Annotated in this window: 19 protein-coding genes and 1 tRNA gene; 5 read left to right on the top strand and 15 right to left on the bottom strand. The window is 65.5% G+C overall.

The features are described from left to right. Positions 1–64: 64 nt before the first annotated feature. Positions 65–676, top strand: a complete 612-nt coding sequence (locus tag BH683_RS09670; RefSeq protein WP_246833287.1) for a putative glycolipid-binding domain-containing protein — start codon at positions 65–67, stop codon at positions 674–676. Positions 677–696: 20 nt separating this feature from the next. On the opposite strand, the gene BH683_RS09665 is transcribed toward BH683_RS09670, so the two are convergent. After that, entirely contained in the window at positions 697–1,653 is a 957-nt protein-coding gene (locus BH683_RS09665) for a prephenate dehydrogenase (protein WP_084836071.1), read from the bottom strand. 90 nt (positions 1,654–1,743) lie between these two features. Here BH683_RS09665 and BH683_RS09660 point away from each other — a divergent pair, with 90 nt between their 5' ends. The 4 genes from BH683_RS09660 to BH683_RS09645 all read left to right on the top strand — a co-directional run bounded on the left by BH683_RS09660 (position 1,744) and on the right by BH683_RS09645 (position 3,312). Beyond that, positions 1,744–2,253: a tRNA adenosine deaminase-associated protein gene (locus BH683_RS09660; RefSeq protein WP_084836020.1), complete on the top strand. Its 510-nt coding sequence runs from the start codon at positions 1,744–1,746 to the stop codon at positions 2,251–2,253. Positions 2,254–2,267: 14 nt separating this feature from the next. Further along, positions 2,268–2,717 (top strand): nucleoside deaminase, encoded by a 450-nt coding sequence (locus tag BH683_RS09655; protein WP_084836019.1) that lies wholly within the window; start codon positions 2,268–2,270, stop codon positions 2,715–2,717. 213 nt (positions 2,718–2,930) lie between these two features. Next, entirely contained in the window at positions 2,931–3,140 is a 210-nt protein-coding gene (locus tag BH683_RS09650; RefSeq protein WP_084836018.1) for a CsbD family protein, read from the top strand. 81 nt (positions 3,141–3,221) lie between these two features. Next, positions 3,222–3,312 (top strand) — tRNA-Ser (locus BH683_RS09645). A gap of 123 nt (positions 3,313–3,435) precedes the next feature. Here BH683_RS09645 and aroQ read toward each other — a convergent pair. The 14 genes from aroQ to BH683_RS09575 all read right to left on the bottom strand — a co-directional run bounded on the left by aroQ (position 3,436) and on the right by BH683_RS09575 (position 19,289). Next, on the bottom strand, positions 3,436–4,014 hold the full coding sequence (aroQ, locus tag BH683_RS09640) for a gamma subclass chorismate mutase AroQ (protein ID WP_084836017.1): 579 nt from the start codon (positions 4,012–4,014) through the stop codon (positions 3,436–3,438). 80 nt (positions 4,015–4,094) lie between these two features. Continuing rightward, on the bottom strand, positions 4,095–5,711 hold the full coding sequence (gene nuoN / locus BH683_RS09635) for an NADH-quinone oxidoreductase subunit NuoN (RefSeq protein ID WP_084836016.1): 1,617 nt from the start codon (positions 5,709–5,711) through the stop codon (positions 4,095–4,097). After that, entirely contained in the window at positions 5,708–7,273 is a 1,566-nt protein-coding gene (locus tag BH683_RS09630) for an NADH-quinone oxidoreductase subunit M (RefSeq protein ID WP_084836070.1), read from the bottom strand. Before BH683_RS09630 ends, nuoN begins: the two co-directional genes overlap by 4 nt. Continuing rightward, positions 7,270–9,189, bottom strand: a complete 1,920-nt coding sequence (gene nuoL / locus BH683_RS09625) for an NADH-quinone oxidoreductase subunit L (RefSeq protein WP_084836015.1) — start codon at positions 9,187–9,189, stop codon at positions 7,270–7,272. The genes BH683_RS09630 and nuoL overlap by 4 nt, the downstream gene beginning before the upstream one ends. Before the next feature lie 7 nt (positions 9,190–9,196). Beyond that, the gene (gene nuoK, locus BH683_RS09620; protein ID WP_084836014.1) at positions 9,197–9,496 is read right to left on the bottom strand and encodes an NADH-quinone oxidoreductase subunit NuoK; all 300 of its coding nucleotides are present in this window, start codon (positions 9,494–9,496) and stop codon (positions 9,197–9,199) included. Further along, on the bottom strand, positions 9,493–10,254 hold the full coding sequence (locus BH683_RS09615) for an NADH-quinone oxidoreductase subunit J (protein ID WP_084836069.1): 762 nt from the start codon (positions 10,252–10,254) through the stop codon (positions 9,493–9,495). The genes nuoK and BH683_RS09615 overlap by 4 nt, the downstream gene beginning before the upstream one ends. A 20-nt stretch (positions 10,255–10,274) precedes the next feature. After that, complete coding sequence (gene nuoI / locus BH683_RS09610) at positions 10,275–10,838, bottom strand: NADH-quinone oxidoreductase subunit NuoI (protein ID WP_084836013.1); 564 nt, start codon at positions 10,836–10,838, stop codon at positions 10,275–10,277. Then, entirely contained in the window at positions 10,831–12,153 is a 1,323-nt protein-coding gene (gene nuoH / locus BH683_RS09605) for an NADH-quinone oxidoreductase subunit NuoH (RefSeq protein ID WP_084836012.1), read from the bottom strand. The genes nuoI and nuoH overlap by 8 nt, the downstream gene beginning before the upstream one ends. Continuing rightward, positions 12,150–14,588 carry an NADH-quinone oxidoreductase subunit G gene (locus BH683_RS09600; RefSeq protein WP_084836011.1) on the bottom strand — a complete coding sequence of 813 codons (2,439 nt, stop codon included), beginning with the start codon at positions 14,586–14,588 and terminating at the stop codon, positions 12,150–12,152. Before BH683_RS09600 ends, nuoH begins: the two co-directional genes overlap by 4 nt. Further along, positions 14,585–15,886 carry an NADH-quinone oxidoreductase subunit NuoF gene (gene nuoF / locus BH683_RS09595; protein WP_084836010.1) on the bottom strand — a complete coding sequence of 434 codons (1,302 nt, stop codon included), beginning with the start codon at positions 15,884–15,886 and terminating at the stop codon, positions 14,585–14,587. The genes BH683_RS09600 and nuoF overlap by 4 nt, the downstream gene beginning before the upstream one ends. Position 15,887: 1 nt before the next feature. Continuing rightward, the gene (gene nuoE / locus BH683_RS09590; protein ID WP_084836009.1) at positions 15,888–16,742 is read right to left on the bottom strand and encodes an NADH-quinone oxidoreductase subunit NuoE; all 855 of its coding nucleotides are present in this window, start codon (positions 16,740–16,742) and stop codon (positions 15,888–15,890) included. Next, positions 16,739–18,046, bottom strand: a complete 1,308-nt coding sequence (gene nuoD / locus BH683_RS09585; protein WP_084836008.1) for an NADH dehydrogenase (quinone) subunit D — start codon at positions 18,044–18,046, stop codon at positions 16,739–16,741. Before nuoD ends, nuoE begins: the two co-directional genes overlap by 4 nt. Continuing rightward, positions 18,046–18,738: an NADH-quinone oxidoreductase subunit C gene (locus BH683_RS09580; RefSeq protein WP_084836007.1), complete on the bottom strand. Its 693-nt coding sequence runs from the start codon at positions 18,736–18,738 to the stop codon at positions 18,046–18,048. Before BH683_RS09580 ends, nuoD begins: the two co-directional genes overlap by 1 nt. Continuing rightward, positions 18,735–19,289 (bottom strand): NADH-quinone oxidoreductase subunit B, encoded by a 555-nt coding sequence (locus tag BH683_RS09575; protein ID WP_084836068.1) that lies wholly within the window; start codon positions 19,287–19,289, stop codon positions 18,735–18,737. Before BH683_RS09575 ends, BH683_RS09580 begins: the two co-directional genes overlap by 4 nt. Positions 19,290–19,320 lie beyond the last annotated feature (31 nt).

The raw sequence follows: 19,320 nt of genomic DNA, 5'->3' as shown, positions 1-19,320 counted from the left end.
ATCGCCGGTTGGTTCGGTAACAGGTGGCTCAGTCGCCTACCTTGAAGAGGTGAGTTCTCCAGACGTGTCCCAAGAGCCCGTCGCGCCCCAGCCCGGTGCGTCCGAGAGCGGTGGCTTCAAGTCGGTGATGACCTGGCGTGGCATCGGTGAAGAACGCCTCGAGCAGGTGCGAGTCACCGTCACCGGCAAACGGATCAAGGCCTATGGCCGGATCATCGGTGCCGCGACCGACAAACATGAGGCGTTCAGCGCCTCGTACGACCTGATCACCAACGATGCCGGAGTCACGAAGCGGCTGTCCCTGCATCTCGTGCGGGCCGGCGGGGACACACAGATCTCCATCACCCGTGACGGACAGGACGCGTGGCTGGTGCAGAGCGCCCGCGGGATGGAACGCAGCGATTTCGGTGGCGCCCAAGACGTCGACCTCGCGTTGAGCCCCTTCTTCAACACCCTGCCGATCCGGCGTCTCGGGCTCGGCAAGCCGGACTCAGGCCCCGCAGAGGTCCCGGTCGCCTATCTTTACCTGCCCTCGGGCGAGGTGACCCCGGCCACTCTGAGTTACACGCCTGCCGCAGCGGGTATCGACATCGTCTCGCCGGTGGCGCAGACGACGATCACCGTCGATGAGAACGGTTTCGTCGTCAATTACCCGGGGCTCGCCGAACGGGTGTGAGCTGATCGATCTCGGCGAGTTCAGCCCGCCCAGACCGCCCCTTGTCGGGCGGCGTTGCGGAATGCGGCTTCCCACCCGTCGGTACCCAGTTCGACGGTGATCGCCGGATCGTCGCCGGCAGCGTGGATCTTCTCGTAGTGCTTGCGGGCCCGGAAGCCGTCGGCGACCAGTGTCTCCACCGTGCCGTGGTCACGGAGCTGATCGCGGGCAAAAGTCAGCCGGTCGATGGTCTCGCTCAGCGCGGCGAGCAGTGCGGTGGAGTTCGCCTCGAGCATCGCCTGCTGCAGGTGCGGGGCGGTTCCGGCCACCCGGGTGCCGTCACGGAAAGAACCTGCGGCCAGTCGCAGCGCGAGCTCGCCTTCGCCGGCTCCCACCACCGCGGTCACCGACGCGGTGAGGTGAGGTAGATGGGAGATACCCGCGACGGCGCGATCGTGTTCGTCCGATGCGGCCGGGATCACCCGGGCGCCGGTGTCGAGCGCGAGTTGCGCAACGGACCGCCATACCTGCGGATCCGCCCCGTCATCGGTCGCGACCACCCAGACGGCTCCGGTGAACAGACTCGCATCGGTGGCCTGCCAGCCGGACTCCGCGCTGCCCGCCATCGGGTGACCGCCGACGAAGTTCCGGCTCAGCCCATGCGCGTGCACCGTGGCCGCCACCTGCTGTTTCACACTCACGACGTCGGTGAGAGGGCACTGCGGTGCGTACCTCACGACGTCGGCGAGGATGGCGTCGATGGTCGGTGCGGGGGTGGCGAGCACGATCAGTGCCGACTCCTGGGCAGCGCGGGTCAGCGTCGCGACCAGATCCGCGGAGGCGTCATACCCATCCCCGTTCGCGGCGCTCACGGTCTCCTCGGAGCGGTTGTAGCCGAAGACTCGGCGACCGCGGTCGTGCAGCGCACGCATCAGTGAGCCTCCGATGAGCCCGAGGCCGAGCACGCAGACGGGTGGTGGCGGTGAAGAGTGGGTCACGAGGTCCAGATTCGCACATCGGCCGGAGTCGGAGCTCGACAGCACAACGGGAGTTGGGTTTACCCTCGCTGACCGCTACCGTTACCCGCTATGGCCGGTGCGAGCGCGGATGAGGTAGAAGGTTTCGCCATTGCGGTCGTCCGGGAGGACGGCAAATGGACCCTCACCACGATGGACACCAGCGCGCTGAGCGAACTCGGCGAGGCCGAGAACCTGCTCCGGGGGCTGCGGAGTGCGGGTGCTGTCTTCGGTCTGCTCGACGTCGACGACGAGTTCTTCATCATCGTCAGGCCTTCGCCTTCCGGTACCAAACTGTTGATCTCCGACGCCACTGCCGCCATCGACTACGACATCGCGGCGGATGTCCTGGAATCGCTGAATGTCGACATTCCCGACATCGATCCCGACGAACTCGACGATGTCGAACCGTGGGCCGAGGGCGATTTCGGCGTGCTTTCCGATCTGGGATTGCAAGAGGCAGTGATGAGCGTGATCGTCGGCGACACCGATCTCTACGCGGATGAACAGATCGGAATGATCGCAGCTCGCTTGGGATTTGCCGATGAGCTGTCGAAGACCCTCGAGAAGCTCAATCACTGAGTTGTAGCTCGACTGTGTCGGACGAAGAATTGATCGAGGCGGCGTTGGCGGCAGCCGCAGACGCCGATCCGAGGGATGTTCCGGTGGGTGCGGTGATCGTGGACGCCGACGGGCGGGTCATCGCGTCCGCGGCGAATGCCAGGGAAGCGACGTCCGACCCCACGGCTCATGCCGAGGTGCTTGCGATCCGTGCCGCGGTCGCCGTGGTGGGCGACAGTTGGCGGCTCGGTGGCTGCACCATCGCAGTGACCCTGGAGCCGTGCACGATGTGTGCGGGCGCCATCACCCTCGCGCGGCTGGATCGGCTGGTGTTCGGGGCATGGGAGCCCAAGACAGGTGCCGTGGGGTCGCTGTGGGACGTGGTTCGGGATCGTCGCAACGTCCACCGTCCGCAGGTGCGGGGTGGAGTCCTGGAAGACCGCTGCGGTGAGGTGTTGCGGGCGTTCTTCGCCGACCACCGGTGACGGCCGGGGTTACCCCGCGCCCCGGCGTCGTAAACACCTCAGATGGGATTGTCACAATCGCCACGTCGAGTGAGTAGAAGGTGGTGGCAGCGGCCCCCGCCTTGTGGCACGTTGGAGGGTAGTGCTCGGGGTAGACGGAGCCTATCGGCCCGGCGTGCGTCTCGCGCGCTGAAAAAGTAGCCGAGTGATCTACCGATAAACGGAGGTTATGCCATGGGTCTCGCAGACGACGCAAAGAACAAGGCCGAAGAGCTCAAGGGCCGCGGAAAAGAAGCCGCGGGCAGTGCCACCGACAACCAGGACCTGAAGGCCGAGGGCCAGGGCGACCAGGCCAGTGCCAACATCAAGCAGAAGGTCACCGACGCTGCCGACGCCGTCAAGAACAAGACGAATGACGTCAAGGACAAGCTCACCGGCCACTGACACTTTCGCCGGAACTGACCGAAAACCGGCGCTGACCAGCTGATTGCTGACTCAGCCGGGTGCTGCGGTACAGTTTTCGGCGGTGGCGTGTCCGAGCGGCCGAAGGTGCAGCACTCGAAATGCTGTGTACGGTAACCCCGTACCGAGGGTTCAAATCCCTCCGCCACCGCCATAGAACAGCCCCTCACCTGACGCAGGTGAGGGGCTGTTCTTGTGTTCTCGACAAACCCACCCGTTCCAGGCAAACCCACGAGCTTCAGACCCTTGGGTTTGACCAGAACGGGTGGGTTTGCGGTCAGGCGTCGCAGAGGGAGGACTCGGCCTGAATCAGGCCCGCGATGTGCAGAGGGTCGAACTGCTTGGCGGCAATCGTGGTCACGGTGGATCCGGCGAGGCCGGGGAGGCAGAGACTGCCGGACAGGATCGCTTCCTGAGCCGCCAGCTGATCGACGATCTCGACGTTGAGCGCATTGATGGCCGTCCGCACCGGCCCGAGGTCCGGCGAACCTGCTGGGGGAACGCCGCCCGGTGACGACCACACCGCGAACAGGCCGCGCTGGACGGTCTTGCTGGCCTCGATCTGGTCTCGGAACACCATTCGGACGTAGGCGGGATCGAGCTCGCGTTCGGTGGCGAGCAGCGTCACCGAGTCCAGCACTACCTGCTCGCGGACGGGATCGTCTATTGCTGCGCCAGACGCCCACTTGGACGCCGCAACAGTGTCGGCGAGGGCGAGCCGGTCGGCGATCGCTGACGTCAGGCCGGTCAGATCAACGGCTGCGACCGAACCGTCCGGCGCGGCCTGGGCCACGGTCGGGGCGAGCAACGCCGTTGCCGACACCGCGATGCCGAGGAGTAAGGATCGAGTCCGCATGGCGCCATGATATTCCGAAAGTGGTGGGTTCGGGCGAGCTCGACCTGGGCGAACGCTCGCCCGAACCCACCACTTCCGGGCTACCGGAGGAAGGCCGCCGCCTGGTCGGCGAGGTCGAGAAGTGGCTGCGGAAAAATCCCGAGCAGCACGGTCACCACGACACACAGGGCAATGGAGACGGTGGTGCCGATGCCCGGGATCACGACGGTGGGTGCGTCAGAATCGGGCTCGGAGAAGAACATCAACACGATCACTCGGACATAGAACACGACGGCGATCGCGCTGCTGATGACGCCGACGATCACCAGTGGCACAGCACCTCCCGACGCTGCGGCCTGGAAGACCGCGAACTTGCTGACGAATCCGCTCGTCAGCGGAATCCCTGCGAACGCCAGCAAGAACAACGCGAATACGCCCGCCATTAAGGGTGATCGTCGGCCCAGCCCGGCCCAGCGGGACATGTCGGTGACCTCCCCGGACTTGTCGCGTACCAGCGTCACGATGGCGAACGCACCCACGGTGCTGAACCCGTACGCGGCGAGGTAGAACATGGTCGACGACAGGCCGGCCCGGTTGATGGCCACCACTCCGGTGAGGATGAATCCGGCATGCGCCACAGAGGAATACGCCAGCATGCGCTTCATGTCCGTCTGGGTGATGGCGACGACAGAGGCGATCACCATGGTCAGGATGGCGATCACGATCAGGATCGGGCGCCAGTCGTCCTTGAGTCCGGGCAAGGCGACGTAGAACAGACGCAGCATGGCACCGAAGGCGGCGATCTTGGTGGCCGCGGCCATGAAGGCGGTGATGGGCGTCGGCGCGCCCTGGTACACGTCGGGCACCCAATAGTGGAACGGCACCGCCCCGACCTTGAACAGCAGACCGACGGACACCAACCCGGCGCCGATCAGGGCGAGGGTGCGATCGCCTGCCTCGGCGTCGATGGCTGTGGCGATCTCGCCGAGCTGTACCGACCCCGCGTACCCGTACAGGAATGCCGCACCGAACAGGAAGAACGCCGACGAGAATGCTCCGAGCAGAAAGTACTTGAGCGCTGCTTCTTGCGAGAGCAGGCGGCGCCGCCGCGCGAGGCCGCACAGCATGTACAGCGGGAGTGAGAGGACCTCCAGCGCGATGAACATCGTCAGCAGGTCGTCGGAGGCAGGGAAGAGCAGCATGCCCCCGACGGCGAACATCACCAACGGGAAGACCTCGGTCTGAACGACACCCGCGCGCGAGGCGTTCTGCTCCGCCGGACTGCCGGGCACGGTGGAGGCCGCAGAGGCAAACGCGTCGAGCACCTTCCGGCCACCGACCGACCCTGCGCCGGAGCTCGCGCCGGCAGCCGCACCGACCACGACCCCGGTGGTGGAGCGTTGGGCCATCAGTGGAATCGCCAGAGCGGAGACAACGAGGATCGTCCCCTGCAACAACAGCGTCGGACCGTCCACGGCCACCGATCCCACCGCCGCCGACGAATTGGTCCCTGCCAGCACGACCACCGCGACAAACGCGGCTGCCAGACCTCCGAGACTGAGCACCAGCTGACCGCCGTAGCGGTACCTCGCGGGACCGAAGGCCTCGACCAAGACACCGACCACCGCGACGCCGAACACGATCAGCATCGGGGACAGTTGTGCGTACTCGATCGATGGCGCAGGCAGGACCTCTACTGCCAGTGCTGGAGACGTCATCGCCCTCCTCCGTCCGGTTCGGCCACGGCAGGCGCCGGGTCACGCTGATCGATCACCGTGAGGGTGTGCCCGACAGCAGGGTCGATCACATCCATCACGGGTTTCGGGTAAATGCCCAACACCAGGAGCAGGGCGATGAGTGGGGCCACCACGGCGAGTTCTCGCCGTTTGAGGTCGGGTATCTTCTCATTTCCCGCGGTGACCGGACCGGTCATGATCCGCTGATACATCCACAGCACATAGATCGCCGCGAGTACGAGGGCGATGGTGGCGCACACCGCTGCGACCGGATAGCGGGTGAACGTGCCGATGAGAACGAGGAACTCGCTCACGAACGGTCCGAGACCGGGTAGGGAGAGTGTCGCAAGACCGGCGACGAGGAAGGTGCCGGCCATGATCGGCGCGACCTTCTGCACCCCGCCGTAGTCCGCGATGTTGCGGGTGCCGCGGCGGGTGATCAAGAAGCCGGCGATGAGCATCAGTGCGGCGGTGGCTATCCCGTGGTTGACCATGTAGAGCGTCGACCCCGCCTGCCCCTGGCTGGTCAGGGCGAAGATTCCGAGGATGATGAAACCGAAATGGGAGATCGACGTGTACGCGATGAGACGCATCATGTCGGTCTGCCCGATCGCCAGGATGGCGCCGTACACGATGCCGATGACTGCGAGCGTGATGATCAGCGGTGTGAAATACCGTGTGGCGTCCGGGAAGAGCTGAACGCAATAGCGGAGCATGGCGAACGTTCCGACCTTGTCGACGACCGCCATCATGAGTACCGCGCCGGCCGGGGTGGCCTGCACTGCCGCATCCGGGAGCCAGGTGTGCAGGGGCCACAGCGGGGCCTTGACCGCGAACGCGAACATGAAGCCGAGGAACAGTGCCTTGGCCACGGTCGGGTCGATGTCGAGCGATCCCGAGGAGATGGCCGCGACGATCTCCCGGAAATCGAATGTCCCGCTGCCCATGTCGGTGGTGGCGACGTAGAGGCCGATGACCGCGGCCAACATGATCAGCCCGCCGGCGAGGTTGTACAGCAGGAACTTCACGGCGGCGCGCGAGCGAAGACCCGCCTCGGCGGGACCGCCGAACCCTGCGATGAGAAAGTACATCGGGATGAGCATGGCTTCGAAGAAGATGTAGAACAACAGGATGTCGAGAGCGGTGAACGAGATCATCACCATTGCCTCGACGAGCAACATCAGTGCGACATAACGGTGGGTGGCCCGGCGCCGGTCCTCGGCGGCGTCGTTCCAGCCGGCGATGAGCAGCAGCGGCAGCAGCACCGCGGTGAGGACAACCAGGGCCAGCGCGATCCCGTCGACGCCCAGCGCGTACCTGGTGCCGAACGCAGGTATCCAGGAACGGGATTCGACGAACTGGTACTGGGCGCCGCCGGGATCGAATCCGACAGCCAGTCCGATCGCGATCGCCAGCACCACCAGAGACGCGCCCAGGGCCAGCCATTTGACGTGTGGACGCAACCGCGGCGGCAAGGTCAGGATGAGGACGGCGCCGAGAACCGGTACCGCCCAGAGCAGCGTCAGCCAGGGAAAGTCGCTCACCACACCCTCACCACCATCATCATCGCGACGAGCAGTGCGGCGCCGGCGAACATCGACAGCGCGTAGGAACGCACGAGCCCGGTCTGCAGTCGGCGCACGCGTGTCGACAGCCCGGACACCGCGGCCGCGACACCGCTGACCAGTCCGTCGACGCCCTTGGTGTCGGCCAGTCCGAGTGCGGTGGTGAGCTTTTGGCCGGGCCGCATGAATGCTGCTTCGTTGAACGCGTCACCGTAGAGGTCGGCGCGGGCGGCCTCGGTCAGCGACGACACATCGTCGGGTGCCGTGGTCGGTACAGTCCGGCCGGCGTACTGCCGATACGCGATACCGACGCCGACGAGAACAACTGCCAGGGTGCTGACCGTGATGACCCAGACCGGCACCGACAGATGACCGTGGTGTTCGCCGACCACGGGCTCCAGCCAGTGTTGCAGGGAGCCACCGAGTACCAGCAGACCGCCGGCGAACACCGACCCCAACGCCAGGACGACCATCGGCATCGTCATGATGCCGGGGGATTCGTGAGGATGGGTGTCCGGCTTCCAGCGCTTCTCCCCGAAGAACGTCAGCAGCATCACGCGGGTCATGTAGAACGCGGTGATCCCGGCGCCCAGGACCGTGACCGTTCCGAGGATGATGCCTTTGACCCCGCCTGCCGCCCAGGCGGTCTCGATGATCTTGTCTTTGGAGAAGAAGCCCGAGAACGGTGGGATCCCGATGATGGCGAGGTACCCGAGACCGAAGGTCACGAACGTCACCGGCATCAGGGTGCGCAGCCCGCCGAAGCGGCGCATGTCTGTCTCGTCGTTCATGCCGTGCATGACCGAGCCCGCACCGAGGAACAGGCCGGCCTTGAAGAATCCGTGGGTGATCAGGTGCAGGATGGCGAACGCGTACCCGGCGGGTCCGAGTCCGGCGGCGAGCACCATGTAGCCGATCTGGCTCATCGTCGATGCCGCCAGCGCCTTCTTGATGTCGTCCTTGGCGCAGCCGATGATCGCACCGAACAGCAAGGTCACGGCACCGACGATCACCACTCCCAGTTGGGCATCGGGCGCGAGGTTGAAGATGGGTCCGGATCGCGTGATGAGGTAGACACCCGCGGTGACCATGGTGGCCGCGTGGATGAGTGCCGATACCGGTGTCGGGCCTTCCATGGCGTCGCCGAGCCAGGACTGCAGCGGTACCTGGGCTGACTTGCCGCAGGCCGCGAGCAGCAGCATCAGGCCCAGCGCGGTCAACGTGCCCTCGCCGGCTTCCCCGGCGCCGCCGAACACTTCGCCGAATCCGACCGAACCGAATGTCGCGAACATGATCATCATGGCGATCGCCAGGCCCATGTCGCCGACCCGGTTGACGATGAATGCCTTCTTGGCTGCGGCCGCTGCGCTGGGTCGCTCATGCCAGAAGCCGATCAACAGGTACGACGCCAGGCCGACGCCCTCCCAGCCGAGATAGAGGCCCAGGTAGTTGTCGGCCAGGACCAGCAGCAGCATCGCGGCCAGAAACAGATTGAGGTACGCGAAGAATCGGCGACGACGGGGCACGAAGCCTGCGGAGCTGCCTTCAATCTCAGCCGGATCGTCGGCCATGTAGCTGATGGAGTAGATGTGGATGAGTGTGCCGACACCGGTGATCAGCAGGACAAAACACATCGACAGCTGATCGAGCTGCAGGCCGAAGTCGACCTGCAGGGCCCCGACCGGGACCCACGTGAACAATGTCTCGGTCATCGCGCGCTCGTCTGTGGCCCGACCGAGCATGTCGAAGAACAGCACCAGCCCGAAAGCGAAGGACGCCAACGCCATCAGCACGCCCAGCAGGTGACCCCACGCGTCACTACGACGTCCGGCGAGCAACAGCACCACGGCCCCCGCGAGGGGAAGTGCGGGGAGAACCCAGATCGAAGAGTTCATGGCCGGCTCAGAGTTTCAGCAGGTCTGCGTCATCGACCGAGGCCGAGTGGCGGGTGCGGAAGATGGTCATGATGATCGCAAGACCCACAACGACCTCGGCGGCCGCGACGACCATCGTGAAGAAGGCGATCACTTGTCCGTCGAGGTTGCCGTTCATACGAGCGAATGTGACGAATGCGAGGTTGCAGGCGTTCAGCATGAGCTCGACACACATGAAGACCACCACAGCGTTGCGGCGTACCAGGACCCCGCCTGCGCCGATGGTGAACAACAGTGCGGAGACGTACAGATAGTTCTCGGGATTCATGAGCCACCCCGCGAATTGGAGGCCCCGAGGTTGGGGCCCGCGGGATCGCGCGGTGTCAGGACATCGCTGACCGACAGCTCGGAGTACGAGCCGTCAGGCAGCAGAGCGGGCATGTCCACGGCGTTGTGCCGGGCATACACACCGGGGTTGGGCAGTGGGGTGCGCCGGGCGCCCTGGGAGAACCTGCGGATCGACATCTCACGCTGGCTCTCTTTGTCGCCGAGCCGCTCTCGGTGCGCGAGGACCATGGCCCCGAGGGTGGCCGTGATCAGCAGGGCCCCGGTGAGTTCGAAGGCCCAGAGGTACCGGATGAAGATGAGCTCGGCCAGGCCTTCGACATTGCCTCCGGCATTGGCCTGCTCGACTCCGACGAAGGCGGTGACGGAAGCACTGCCGATACCCGCGATCAGGAGTATCCCGAATCCGAGGCCGACGACGATCGCGCCGAGTCGTTGTCCTCGAAGGGTTTCGACGAGGGAATCCGACGAGTCGACGCCCACGAGCATGAGGACGAAGAGGAACAGCATCATCACTGCGCCCGTGTACACCACGACCTGCGCGACCCCGAGGAACAAGGCGCCCTGGGCGATGTAGAAGACCGCCAGGATGATCATCGTCATCGCCAGGAAGACCGCCGAGTACACGGCTTTCGTCGAACACACGACGCCGAGCGCGCCGAGTACCGCGATGGTCCCGAGGATCCAGAATTGTACGGCCTCGGCGGTGGAGGTCTGGGTCAGTGGTTCCGCGACCAGAATCGGCGCGGCGACCAAGGTGTTCACGACGCCTTCGGGGTGGGACGTGGTCGAGATTCCGGTGGACTGCCGGGCATGATCTCGCCCAGGACGTTGCCGCGGTAATAGTCCTCGTCGGTGCTGCCGGGCACCATTGCGTGCGGCGGTGCAGTCATCCCCTCGGCGAGTGGGGCGAGCAGTTTGTCCTTGCCGTAGATCAGGTCGGCGCGGTTGTCGTCGGCCATCTCGTAGTCGTTGGTCATCGTCAGCGCCCGCGTCGGACAGGCCTCGATGCACAGGCCGCACCCGATGCACCGCAGGTAGTTGATCTGATACACCTGGCCGTATCTTTCGCCGGGGGAGTATCTTTCGTCGTCGGTGTTGTCAGCCCCCTCGACGAAGATCGCATCAGCGGGGCACGCCCAGGCGCACAGCTCGCACCCGATGCACTTCTCGAGGCCGTCGGGGTACCGATTCAGCTGATGCCTGCCGTGATAGCGCGCAGCCGTCGGTGTCTTGACCTCGGGATAGAACTCGGTGTTGTTCTTCTTGAACATCGACGAGAATGTGACGCCGAAGCCGGCGAGTGGTTCCAGTGGGTTACGCATCGGTGCTCTCCCTTTCCGTGACACCTTCTGGGGTGCCCTCGACGACATTCGGATGGGTGCGGTGGACCCGGCGCAGTCGCGGTGGGACCGGTGGCGCCATCGGGGGGATGGGAAATCCGCCGGCCATGGCGTCGAACGGTCGCGCCGCCTCGAGGGCAGCGGAATCGGCCTGCGCACGATCACGTTTGTTGCGCAGCATCTTCCAGAGCACACCGACAAGACCGAGAGCCACCACGACGCCGGCGACTCCGATCACCGCGGTGCTGATTCCGTAGCCCTCGTTGTGCAGAGCCCGCACCGTGGCGACGATCATGACCCAGGCCAGCGAGACGGGGATGAGCACCTTCCAGCCGAGGTTCATGAACTGGTCGTAGCGCAGTCGCGGCAGGGTTGCGCGGAGCCAGATGAAGAAGAACAGGAACCCCCAGACCTTGGCGACGAACCAGATCAGCGGGAACCAGCCGGAGTTGGCGCCGTCCCAGAGCGAGATGGGCCAGGGCGCATGCCATCCACCGAGGAACAGGGTTGCGGCGAGCGCGGACACCGTCGCCATGTTGATGTACTCGGCGAGCATGAACATCGCGAACCGCAACGACGAGTACTCGGTGTGGAATCCGCCGACCAGCTCACCCTCGGCCTCGGGCAGGTCGAACGGTGCACGGTTGGTCTCACCGACCATGGAGAACACATAGACGACAAAGGAAGGGAGCAACAGGAATACGTACCAGGTGCCGTCCTGGGCGCCGACGATTCCCGACGTCGACATCGTGCCGGCATCGAGGAATACGGCGGCGAACGTCAGACCCATCGCTATCTCGTACGAGATCACCTGTGCGCTCGAGCGCAATCCTCCGAGAAGCGGATATGTCGAACCAGATGCCCAGCCCGCGAGCACGATGCCGTAGACCCCGACCGACGTCACGGCGAGGATGTACAGGACAGCGACGGACAGGTCGGTCAGTTGCAGCGGTGTCCGGTGGCCGAAGATCGAGACGACCGGCCCGAACGGGATGACGGCGTAGGCCATGATGGCCGGCACGACCGCGATGATCGGGGCGAGGAGGTAGATGGGCTTGTCGACCCCGCTCGGGATGATGCCCTCTTTCAGCGCCAGCTTGGCCCCGTCTGCAAGGCTCTGCAGCAGCCCCTTGGGTCCGACCCGGTTCGGTCCGACCCGGGTCTGCATCCAGGCCATCACCTTGCGTTCGGCGAGGATCGCGATGAGAGGTGTCAGGAGCAGGAAGACGAAGATACCCAGGGCTTTGGCGAGGATCAGCCACCAGGGGTCGTGGCCGAAGGCGGAGAGATCGGTCATGCGTTCTCCGTCCGATTGGCTCGGCTGATCCGGACCGGTTGTCCGACAGCAGGTCCGAGGTCTCGGTACACAGCGCTCCCGGGCGAGTTGAGAGGTACCCAGACCACTCGATCGGGTAGTCGGGTCACCTCCAGTGGGAGCGTGATCGAACCCCGGTCCGTGCTGACGGTCACGAGTTCGTCGTCCAGGAGCCCATTTTCGGCTGCAGTGTCGGGCGACAGCCTGATCACCGGTCGGTGCGCGGTACCGGCCAGGTGCGGTTCACCGTCTTGTAAGCGCCCCGCGTCCAGCAGCATGCGCCATCCCGTGAGGATTGCCTCGCCGGCCCGCGCCACGGGCACAGTGGCGGACGGTGTCGCCGTGGCCCCGGACAAGGTGTCTCGCAGCGATGGTCCGCCGGGGAAGTCGCCGTCCCATACTCCGAGACGGGCCAGTTCGTTACGGGAATCCTCGGCGGTGGGCAACCCGAGGTCGCGGCCCATCTGGCGGGCGAGGGCGTCGAGGACTCGCTGGTCGGGCATGGCACCGTCGCTGGGCAGCGCGGCATCGAACGAGCGTGGCCGTCCCTCCCAGTCGACGAAGGTGCCGCTCTTGCGGACCACGGCCGACACCGGCAGCACGACGTCGGCGAGGTCGGTCACCGCGCTCTCCCGAAGTTCGAGGCTGACCACGAACGGCGCGGCGACGACTGCCGCGAGGGCGGCCACCGGGTCGGGGAGGTCCGAGATGTCCACGCCACCGACGACCAGGGCTCCGAGCTCGCCTGAGGCCGCCTGCGCCACGATCTCGTCGGTGCTCAGTCCGGCGTCGGCGGGCGGTTCGGTTCCCCAGATCCGGGCCACCTGCCTGCGGGCTTCCGGGTCGACGACAGGGCGGCCACCGGGCAGCAGGTTGCCCAGAGCGCCGACCTCCAGCGCGCCACGCTCTCCGGCGCGACGCGGAACCCAACCGATACGCGCGCCCGTCGAGATGGCCAACGCCGCAGCCGCACTCAACGCGCCGGGCGAGGTGGCCAGTCGTTCCCCCACCAGGATCACCGCGCCCGGCTGCCGGAGCAGTTCGGAGTCGCGGAGCAGTTCGAGTGCGGTGCGTTCGGTTCCGGGCATCGTCTGGATGAGACCGCCGGACAGCTTCTGGAGCCCGGTGCTCGCATGCGTCGCGATGGACACCACGGTCAGCCCGCCCTTGCGAACCGCCTTGCGCAAACGCAGGAAGACGATCGGGGATTCCTCTTCCGGCTCGAACCCGGCCAGCAGTACTGCCGGTGCCTTCTCGAGGTCGTCGTAGGTCAGGTTCATCGGCCGGCCCGCGATGTGGGTGGCCAAGAAGGAGGCCTCTTCCGCCGAGTGCGCGCGACTGCGGAAGTCGATGTTGTTGGTGCCGACAACTGTTCGGGCGAACTTGGCGTAGGCGTAGGCATCCTCGGCGGTGGCCCGGCCGCCCACCAGGACGCCGGCCCGGCCATGTGCAGCCGTCAACCCGGTGGCCGCGATGGCCAGCGCGGCGGACCAGGACGCCGCTTCCAGGTTGCCGTCGGCACCACGGATAAGCGGAGTGGTGATCCGGTCACGAACCGTTTCGTAGGCGAAGGCCCAGCGGCCCTTGTCGCAGTTCCATTCCTCGTTGACCTCGGGATCGTCACCGGCCAGGCGCCGCAGCACCTTTCCGCGCCGATGGTCGGTGCGCTGCGCGCATCCGCTGGCACAGTGCTCACACACACTCGGGGTGGAGACCAGGTCGAACGGCCGCGCCCGGAAACGGTAGGCCGCGCCGGTCAGTGCACCGACCGGACAGATCTGCACGGTGTTCCCGGAGAAGTACGATTCGAACGGTTCGTCCTCGGCGATCCCGACCTGCTGCTGGGCACCGCGTTCGAGGAGGTCGATGAACGGATCTCCGGCGACCTGCTCGGAAAATCGGGTGCATCGCGCACACAGGACGCAGCGCTCGCGGTCGAGCAGCACCTCCGATGACAGCGGGATCGGTTTGGGGAAGGTACGTTTGACGCCTTCGAACCGCGATTCGGTGCGGCCGGTGGACATCGCCTGATTCTGCAGGGGACATTCGCCACCCTTGTCGCAGACCGGACAGTCCAGCGGGTGATTGATCAACAGCAGTTCCATCACGCCGCGCTGGGCTTTCTCGGCGCTCTCGGAGGTCAGCTGGGTCTTGACCACCATCCCCTCGCTCACCGTGGTGGTGCAGGAGGCGAGCGGTTTGCGCTGGCCTTCTACCTCGACCAGGCACTGCCGGCACGCGCCCACCGGTTCCAGTAGTGGATGGTCGCAGAATCGTGGAATCTGCACCCCGATGAGTTCGGCGGCGCGGATCACCAAAGTGCCTTTGGGTACCTGCAGTTGGGACCCGTCGATGGTGATGGACACGAGGTCGCTGGGGGCCGTGGCGGCGGAGGTCGAGTTGCTGGTCACCGTCATGGCGCGCCCACTCTCTCGAACAGGGTTGATCGGGCGGGGTCGAAGGGACAGCCCCGGCCGCTTGCGTGCTCGACGTACTCGTCGCGGAAGTACTTCAGAGAGGACATGATCGGGCTCGCCGCACCGTCGCCCAACGCGCAGAATGATTTGCCGAGGATGCTGTCTGCGATGTCGAGGAGCTTCTGCAGATCGTCAGCGGTTCCGGTGCCGTTCTCCAGGCCCTGCAGGATCTGCACAAGCCAGTAGGTCCCCTCCCGGCACGGCGTGCACTTGCCGCAGGATTCGTGGGCGTAGAACTCGGTCCAGCGCAGGACGGCCCGGACCACGCAGGTCGTCTCGTCGAAGATCTGTAATGCCTTGGTGCCCAGCATGGACCCGGCAGCACCGACGCCTTCGTAGTCGAGGGTGACGTCGAGATGCTCCGCGGTGAAGATCGGCGTGGACGAGCCCCCGGGAGTCCAGAACTTCAGCTCGTGGCCGCCTCGCACACCGCCCGCGTAGTCGAGGAGTTCACGCAGGGTGATGCCGAGCGGTGCTTCGTATTGCCCCGGGGTGGTGACGTGGCCCGACAGCGAGTAGAGGGTGAACCCGGGAGACTTTTCCGTACCCATGCTCTGGAACCAGTCGTTGCCGTTCAGGATGATCGACGGCACGCTCGCGATCGACTCGACGTTGTTGACCACGGTGGGGCTGGCGTACAGGCCGGCGACTGCGGGGAACGGGGGACGCAGGCGCGGTTGCCCCCGCCTGCCTTCCAAGGAATCGAGCAGCGCGGTCTCCTCACCGCAGATGTAGGCCCCGGCGCCCGCGTGTACGACGATGTCGAGGTCGAAACCCGAACCGAGGATGTCGGTGCCGAGCAGGCCTGCCTCGTGGGCCTCCGCGACGGCGGTCTGCAGCCTGCGCAGTACCGGAAGCACCTCTCCTCGTACATAGATGAACGCCTTGGCTGCCCGGATCGCGTACGCGGCGATGATGATGCCCTCGATCAGCACGTGTGGGGTCGCCAGCAGCAGCGGCATGTCCTTGCACGTGCCGGGTTCGGACTCGTCTGCGTTGACCACCAGGTAGTGGGGCTTGCCGTCACCTTGCGGGATGAACGACCACTTCATGCCCGTCGGAAAGCCTGCTCCACCGCGACCCCGTAGGCCCGATGCCTTGACGCTCGCGATGAGGGCGTCGGGATCCATGTCGAGGGCCAGTCGTAGCGCCGAATAGCCGTCGTGGCGGCGGTAGCTGTCGAGAGTCCACGACTCGGGTTCGTCCCAGTAGCGCGACAGCACAGGCGACAGTGGCATGTCAGACTCCCTCACCGTGCGGTGTGGTCTCCGGCGATCCGGATCGCGGAGGCGCAGTTGCATCCGGTGCGGGTGCAGGTTTGTCGGCCGTCGTCTCCGCAGCGGCCTGTTGGTCGTCCGGGCCCGCCGCATCACCCGAGGCGTTCACCGAAGGTGCCTGCATGTCGAGTTCGCGGGCGATCCGGAGGCCTGCAAGCGTCGCGTCGCCGGGTAGAGCGGCGTCGGATGCACCGGGACGGGTATCGGTGAAACCCGCGAGAATCCTGGCGGTCTCGCGGAACGTGCACAACGGTGCACCGCGCGTCGGCGTCACCTGCTCGCCGCTGCGTAGTGCGTCGACGAGATCGCGACCTGAGCGGGGTGTCTGATTGTCGAAGAACTCCCAGTTGACCATCACCACCGGTGCGTAGTCACACGCGGCGTTGCACTCGATGTGCTCGAGTGTGATCGTGCCGTCAGCGGTCGTGCCGCCGGGCCCGACGCCGAGGTACTCGCTCAGGTCGGCGAGGATCTCGTCCCCACCCATCACCGCGCAGAGCGTGTTGGTGCAGACCCCGACCAGGTAGTCGCCGGTCTCCCGGCGGCGGTACATCGAATAGAACGTCGACACCGCGGTCACCTCGGCCGGGGTCAGGCCGAGTTGCTCTGCGCAGAAACCGATTCCGCTCGGGCTGATGTACCCCTCTTCGCTCTGCACCAGGTGCAGCAGCGGGAGCAGTGCCGAGCGCGGACTCGGATAGCGCGCGATGATGACCGCGGCGTCGGCCTCGAGCCGAGCAAGGATCTCGGCCGGGTAGGTATCGATCGTGCTGGCATGGCGCACCGCGAAATCGATGAACACCGGTTCGGCAGTCATCGGTCGACACCCCCCATCACCGGGTCGATGCCCGCAACGGCAGCGATGACGTCCGAGATCATCCCGCCCTCACACATCGCCGCTACCGCTTGCAGATTCGTGAACGACGGGTCCCGGAAGTGGACCCGGTACGGCCTGGTGCCGCCGTCGCTGACCATGTGCACTCCGAGCTCGCCGCGCGGTGATTCGACGGAGACGTAGACCTGTCCCGGTGGGACGCGCATGCCCTCGGTGACGAGCTTGAAGTGATGGATCAGACCCTCCATGGACGAACCCATGATGTTGGAGATGTGTTCGGGTGAGTTGCCCAGTCCGTCCTTGCCGACGGTGAGATCGGCGGGCCACGCGATCTTCTGGTCCTCCACCATGATCGGGCCGGGCCGCAGCCGGTCGAGGCACTGCTCGACGATCTTGAGCGACTCCTTCATCTCCTTGATCCGGATCTGGTAGCGGCCATACGAGTCACACGCGGTGTCGGTGATGACATCGAACTCGTAGTTCTCGTAGCCGCAGTACGGGGCTGACCGGCGAAGATCGTGAGGCAGTCCGGTGGCCCGCAGGATGGGGCCGGTGATGCCCAGCGCCATACAGCCGGTGAGGTCGAGATAGCCGATTCCCTGGGTGCGGGCCTTCCAGATGTAGTTCTCGCTCAACAGGTCTTCCACGTCACGCAATCGACCAGGCATCACCTTGAGCAGATCGCGGATCTTCTCCACCGCACCGTCGGGAAGATCCTGGGCGAGGCCACCGGGGCGAATGAATGCGTGGTTCATCCGCAGGCCGGTGATCATCTCGAAGACGTCGAGGATCAGTTCCCGCTCCCGGAACCCGAACAGCATCGCGGTCACCGCGCCGAGTTCCATACCGCCGGTGGCCAATGCGACCAGATGTGAGGAGACCCGGTTGAGTTCCATCAACATCACGCGGATGACGTTGACCCGCTCGGGAATGGCGTCGGTGATGTCGAGCAGTTTTTCCACACCCAGGCAGTACGCGGTCTCGTTGAAGAACGGGGACAGGTAGTCCATGCGCGTCACGAACGTGACGCCCTGGGTCCAGTTCCGGAACTCCAGATTCTTTTCGATTCCCGTGTGCAGGTAGCCGATCCCGCATCTGGCCTCCGTGACGGTCTCACCGTCGAGGACCAGGATCAGCCGGAGTACCCCGTGTGTGGACGGGTGCTGCGGCCCCATGTTGACCACGATGCGTTCTTCTCCGGCCTCGGCGACGGCGCTCGCCACCTCGTCCCAGTCCTGCCCGGACGCACTGTAGAGGTTCTCGGCCTGTTCGATGTGCTCGCTCATCAGTTGTACGACCTCCGCTGATCGGGCGGTGCGATACGAGCGCCCTTGAACTCGACCGGGATGCCGCCGAGGGGGTAGTCCTTGCGCTGGGGATGGCCCTCCCAGTCGTCGGGCATCTCGATCCTGGTCAGCGACGGGTGGCCGTCGAAGATGATCCCGAAGAAGTCGTACGTCTCCCGTTCGTGCCAGTCGCAGGTGGGATAAACGTCGTACAGCGACGGGATGTGAGGATCAGCATCGGGCACTGCGACTTCCAGCCGGACGCGCCGGTTGTGGGTGATCGACAACAAGGGATAGGTCGCATGAAGCTCTCGGCCGGTCTCATCCGGATAGTGCACACCGCTGACGCCCAGGCTGAGCTCGAATCTCAGTGCGGGGTCGTCCCGGAGGACCGAAGCGACAGCCGGCAAGTGCTGCGCCCGCACGTGCAGCGTCAGCTCGTCGCGAAAGACCACCACCTTCTCCAGTGCGTCCTGGGCACCCGGATTCCCCTCGGCGGCGAGCGCCTCGGTCAGCAGGTCGACGACCTCGTCGAAGTAGCCTCCGTAGGGCCGTGGTGTGCTGCCGGGCAGCGAGACAGGACGGATCAGCCGGCCGTACCCCGAGGTGTCGCCGCTGCCGCGGACCCCGAACAACCCACGCCGGATGCCGATGACCTCACGGTCGCCCCCGCGGCTGTCGTCGGCCGTCATCGCAGCAGTCCCTTCATCTCGATGGTCGGCGTCGCCGACATCGCGGCCTCCTCGGCGGCTGCGATCGCCGCTTCGCGGTCGACACCGAGCGGCATCTCACCGATCTTCTCGTGCAGCTTGAGAATTGCGTGCAGCAGCATCTCCGGCCGCGGCGGGCAGCCGGGCAGATAGATGTCGACCGGGACAACATGATCGACACCCTGGACAATGGCGTAGTTGTTGAACATCCCACCCGAGGACGCGCAGACACCCATCGCCAGTACCCATTTCGGCTCGGCCATCTGGTCATAGATCTGACGCAGCACCGGCGCCATCTTCTGGCTGACCCGGCCGGCGACGATCATCAGATCGGCCTGCCTGGGGGAAGCGCGGAAGGCCTCCATACCGAAGCGGGCGATGTCGAAACGGCCACCACTGGTGGCCATCATCTCGATGGCGCAGCAGGCCAACCCAAATGTCGCCGGCCACAGTGAGCCTTTGCGCATGTACCCGGCGAGTCCCTCGACGGTACTCAGGAGAAATCCGCTCGGTAGCTTTTCTTCCAGACCCATGATGGTCACTCTTTCCGAAACTGCTTGGTGT

Origin of the sequence: Williamsia sp. 1138 (genome assembly GCF_002095435.2) — a bacterium.
Taxonomy (GTDB): domain Bacteria; phylum Actinomycetota; class Actinomycetes; order Mycobacteriales; family Mycobacteriaceae; genus Williamsia.
This window is presented reverse-complemented; position numbering and strand designations above follow the sequence as displayed.

Coding starts and splice junctions, on each gene's coding strand:
- BH683_RS09580 (WP_084836007.1), bottom strand. CDS start 18,738: ATGACGGCCGACGACAGCCGCGGGGGCGACCGTGAGGTCATCGGCATC.
- BH683_RS09650 (WP_084836018.1), top strand. CDS start 2,931: ATGGGTCTCGCAGACGACGCAAAGAACAAGGCCGAAGAGCTCAAGGGC.
- nuoN (WP_084836016.1), bottom strand. CDS start 5,711: ATGACGTCTCCAGCACTGGCAGTAGAGGTCCTGCCTGCGCCATCGATC.
- nuoL (WP_084836015.1), bottom strand. CDS start 9,189: ATGAACTCTTCGATCTGGGTTCTCCCCGCACTTCCCCTCGCGGGGGCC.
- nuoF (WP_084836010.1), bottom strand. CDS start 15,886: ATGCCACTGTCGCCTGTGCTGTCGCGCTACTGGGACGAACCCGAGTCG.
- BH683_RS09575 (WP_084836068.1), bottom strand. CDS start 19,289: ATGGGTCTGGAAGAAAAGCTACCGAGCGGATTTCTCCTGAGTACCGTC.
- nuoH (WP_084836012.1), bottom strand. CDS start 12,153: ATGACCGATCTCTCCGCCTTCGGCCACGACCCCTGGTGGCTGATCCTC.
- BH683_RS09660 (WP_084836020.1), top strand. CDS start 1,744: ATGGCCGGTGCGAGCGCGGATGAGGTAGAAGGTTTCGCCATTGCGGTC.
- nuoD (WP_084836008.1), bottom strand. CDS start 18,046: ATGAGCGAGCACATCGAACAGGCCGAGAACCTCTACAGTGCGTCCGGG.
- BH683_RS09600 (WP_084836011.1), bottom strand. CDS start 14,588: ATGACGGTGACCAGCAACTCGACCTCCGCCGCCACGGCCCCCAGCGAC.
- nuoK (WP_084836014.1), bottom strand. CDS start 9,496: ATGAATCCCGAGAACTATCTGTACGTCTCCGCACTGTTGTTCACCATC.
- aroQ (WP_084836017.1), bottom strand. CDS start 4,014: ATGCGGACTCGATCCTTACTCCTCGGCATCGCGGTGTCGGCAACGGCG.
- nuoI (WP_084836013.1), bottom strand. CDS start 10,838: ATGCGTAACCCACTGGAACCACTCGCCGGCTTCGGCGTCACATTCTCG.
- nuoE (WP_084836009.1), bottom strand. CDS start 16,742: ATGACTGCCGAACCGGTGTTCATCGATTTCGCGGTGCGCCATGCCAGC.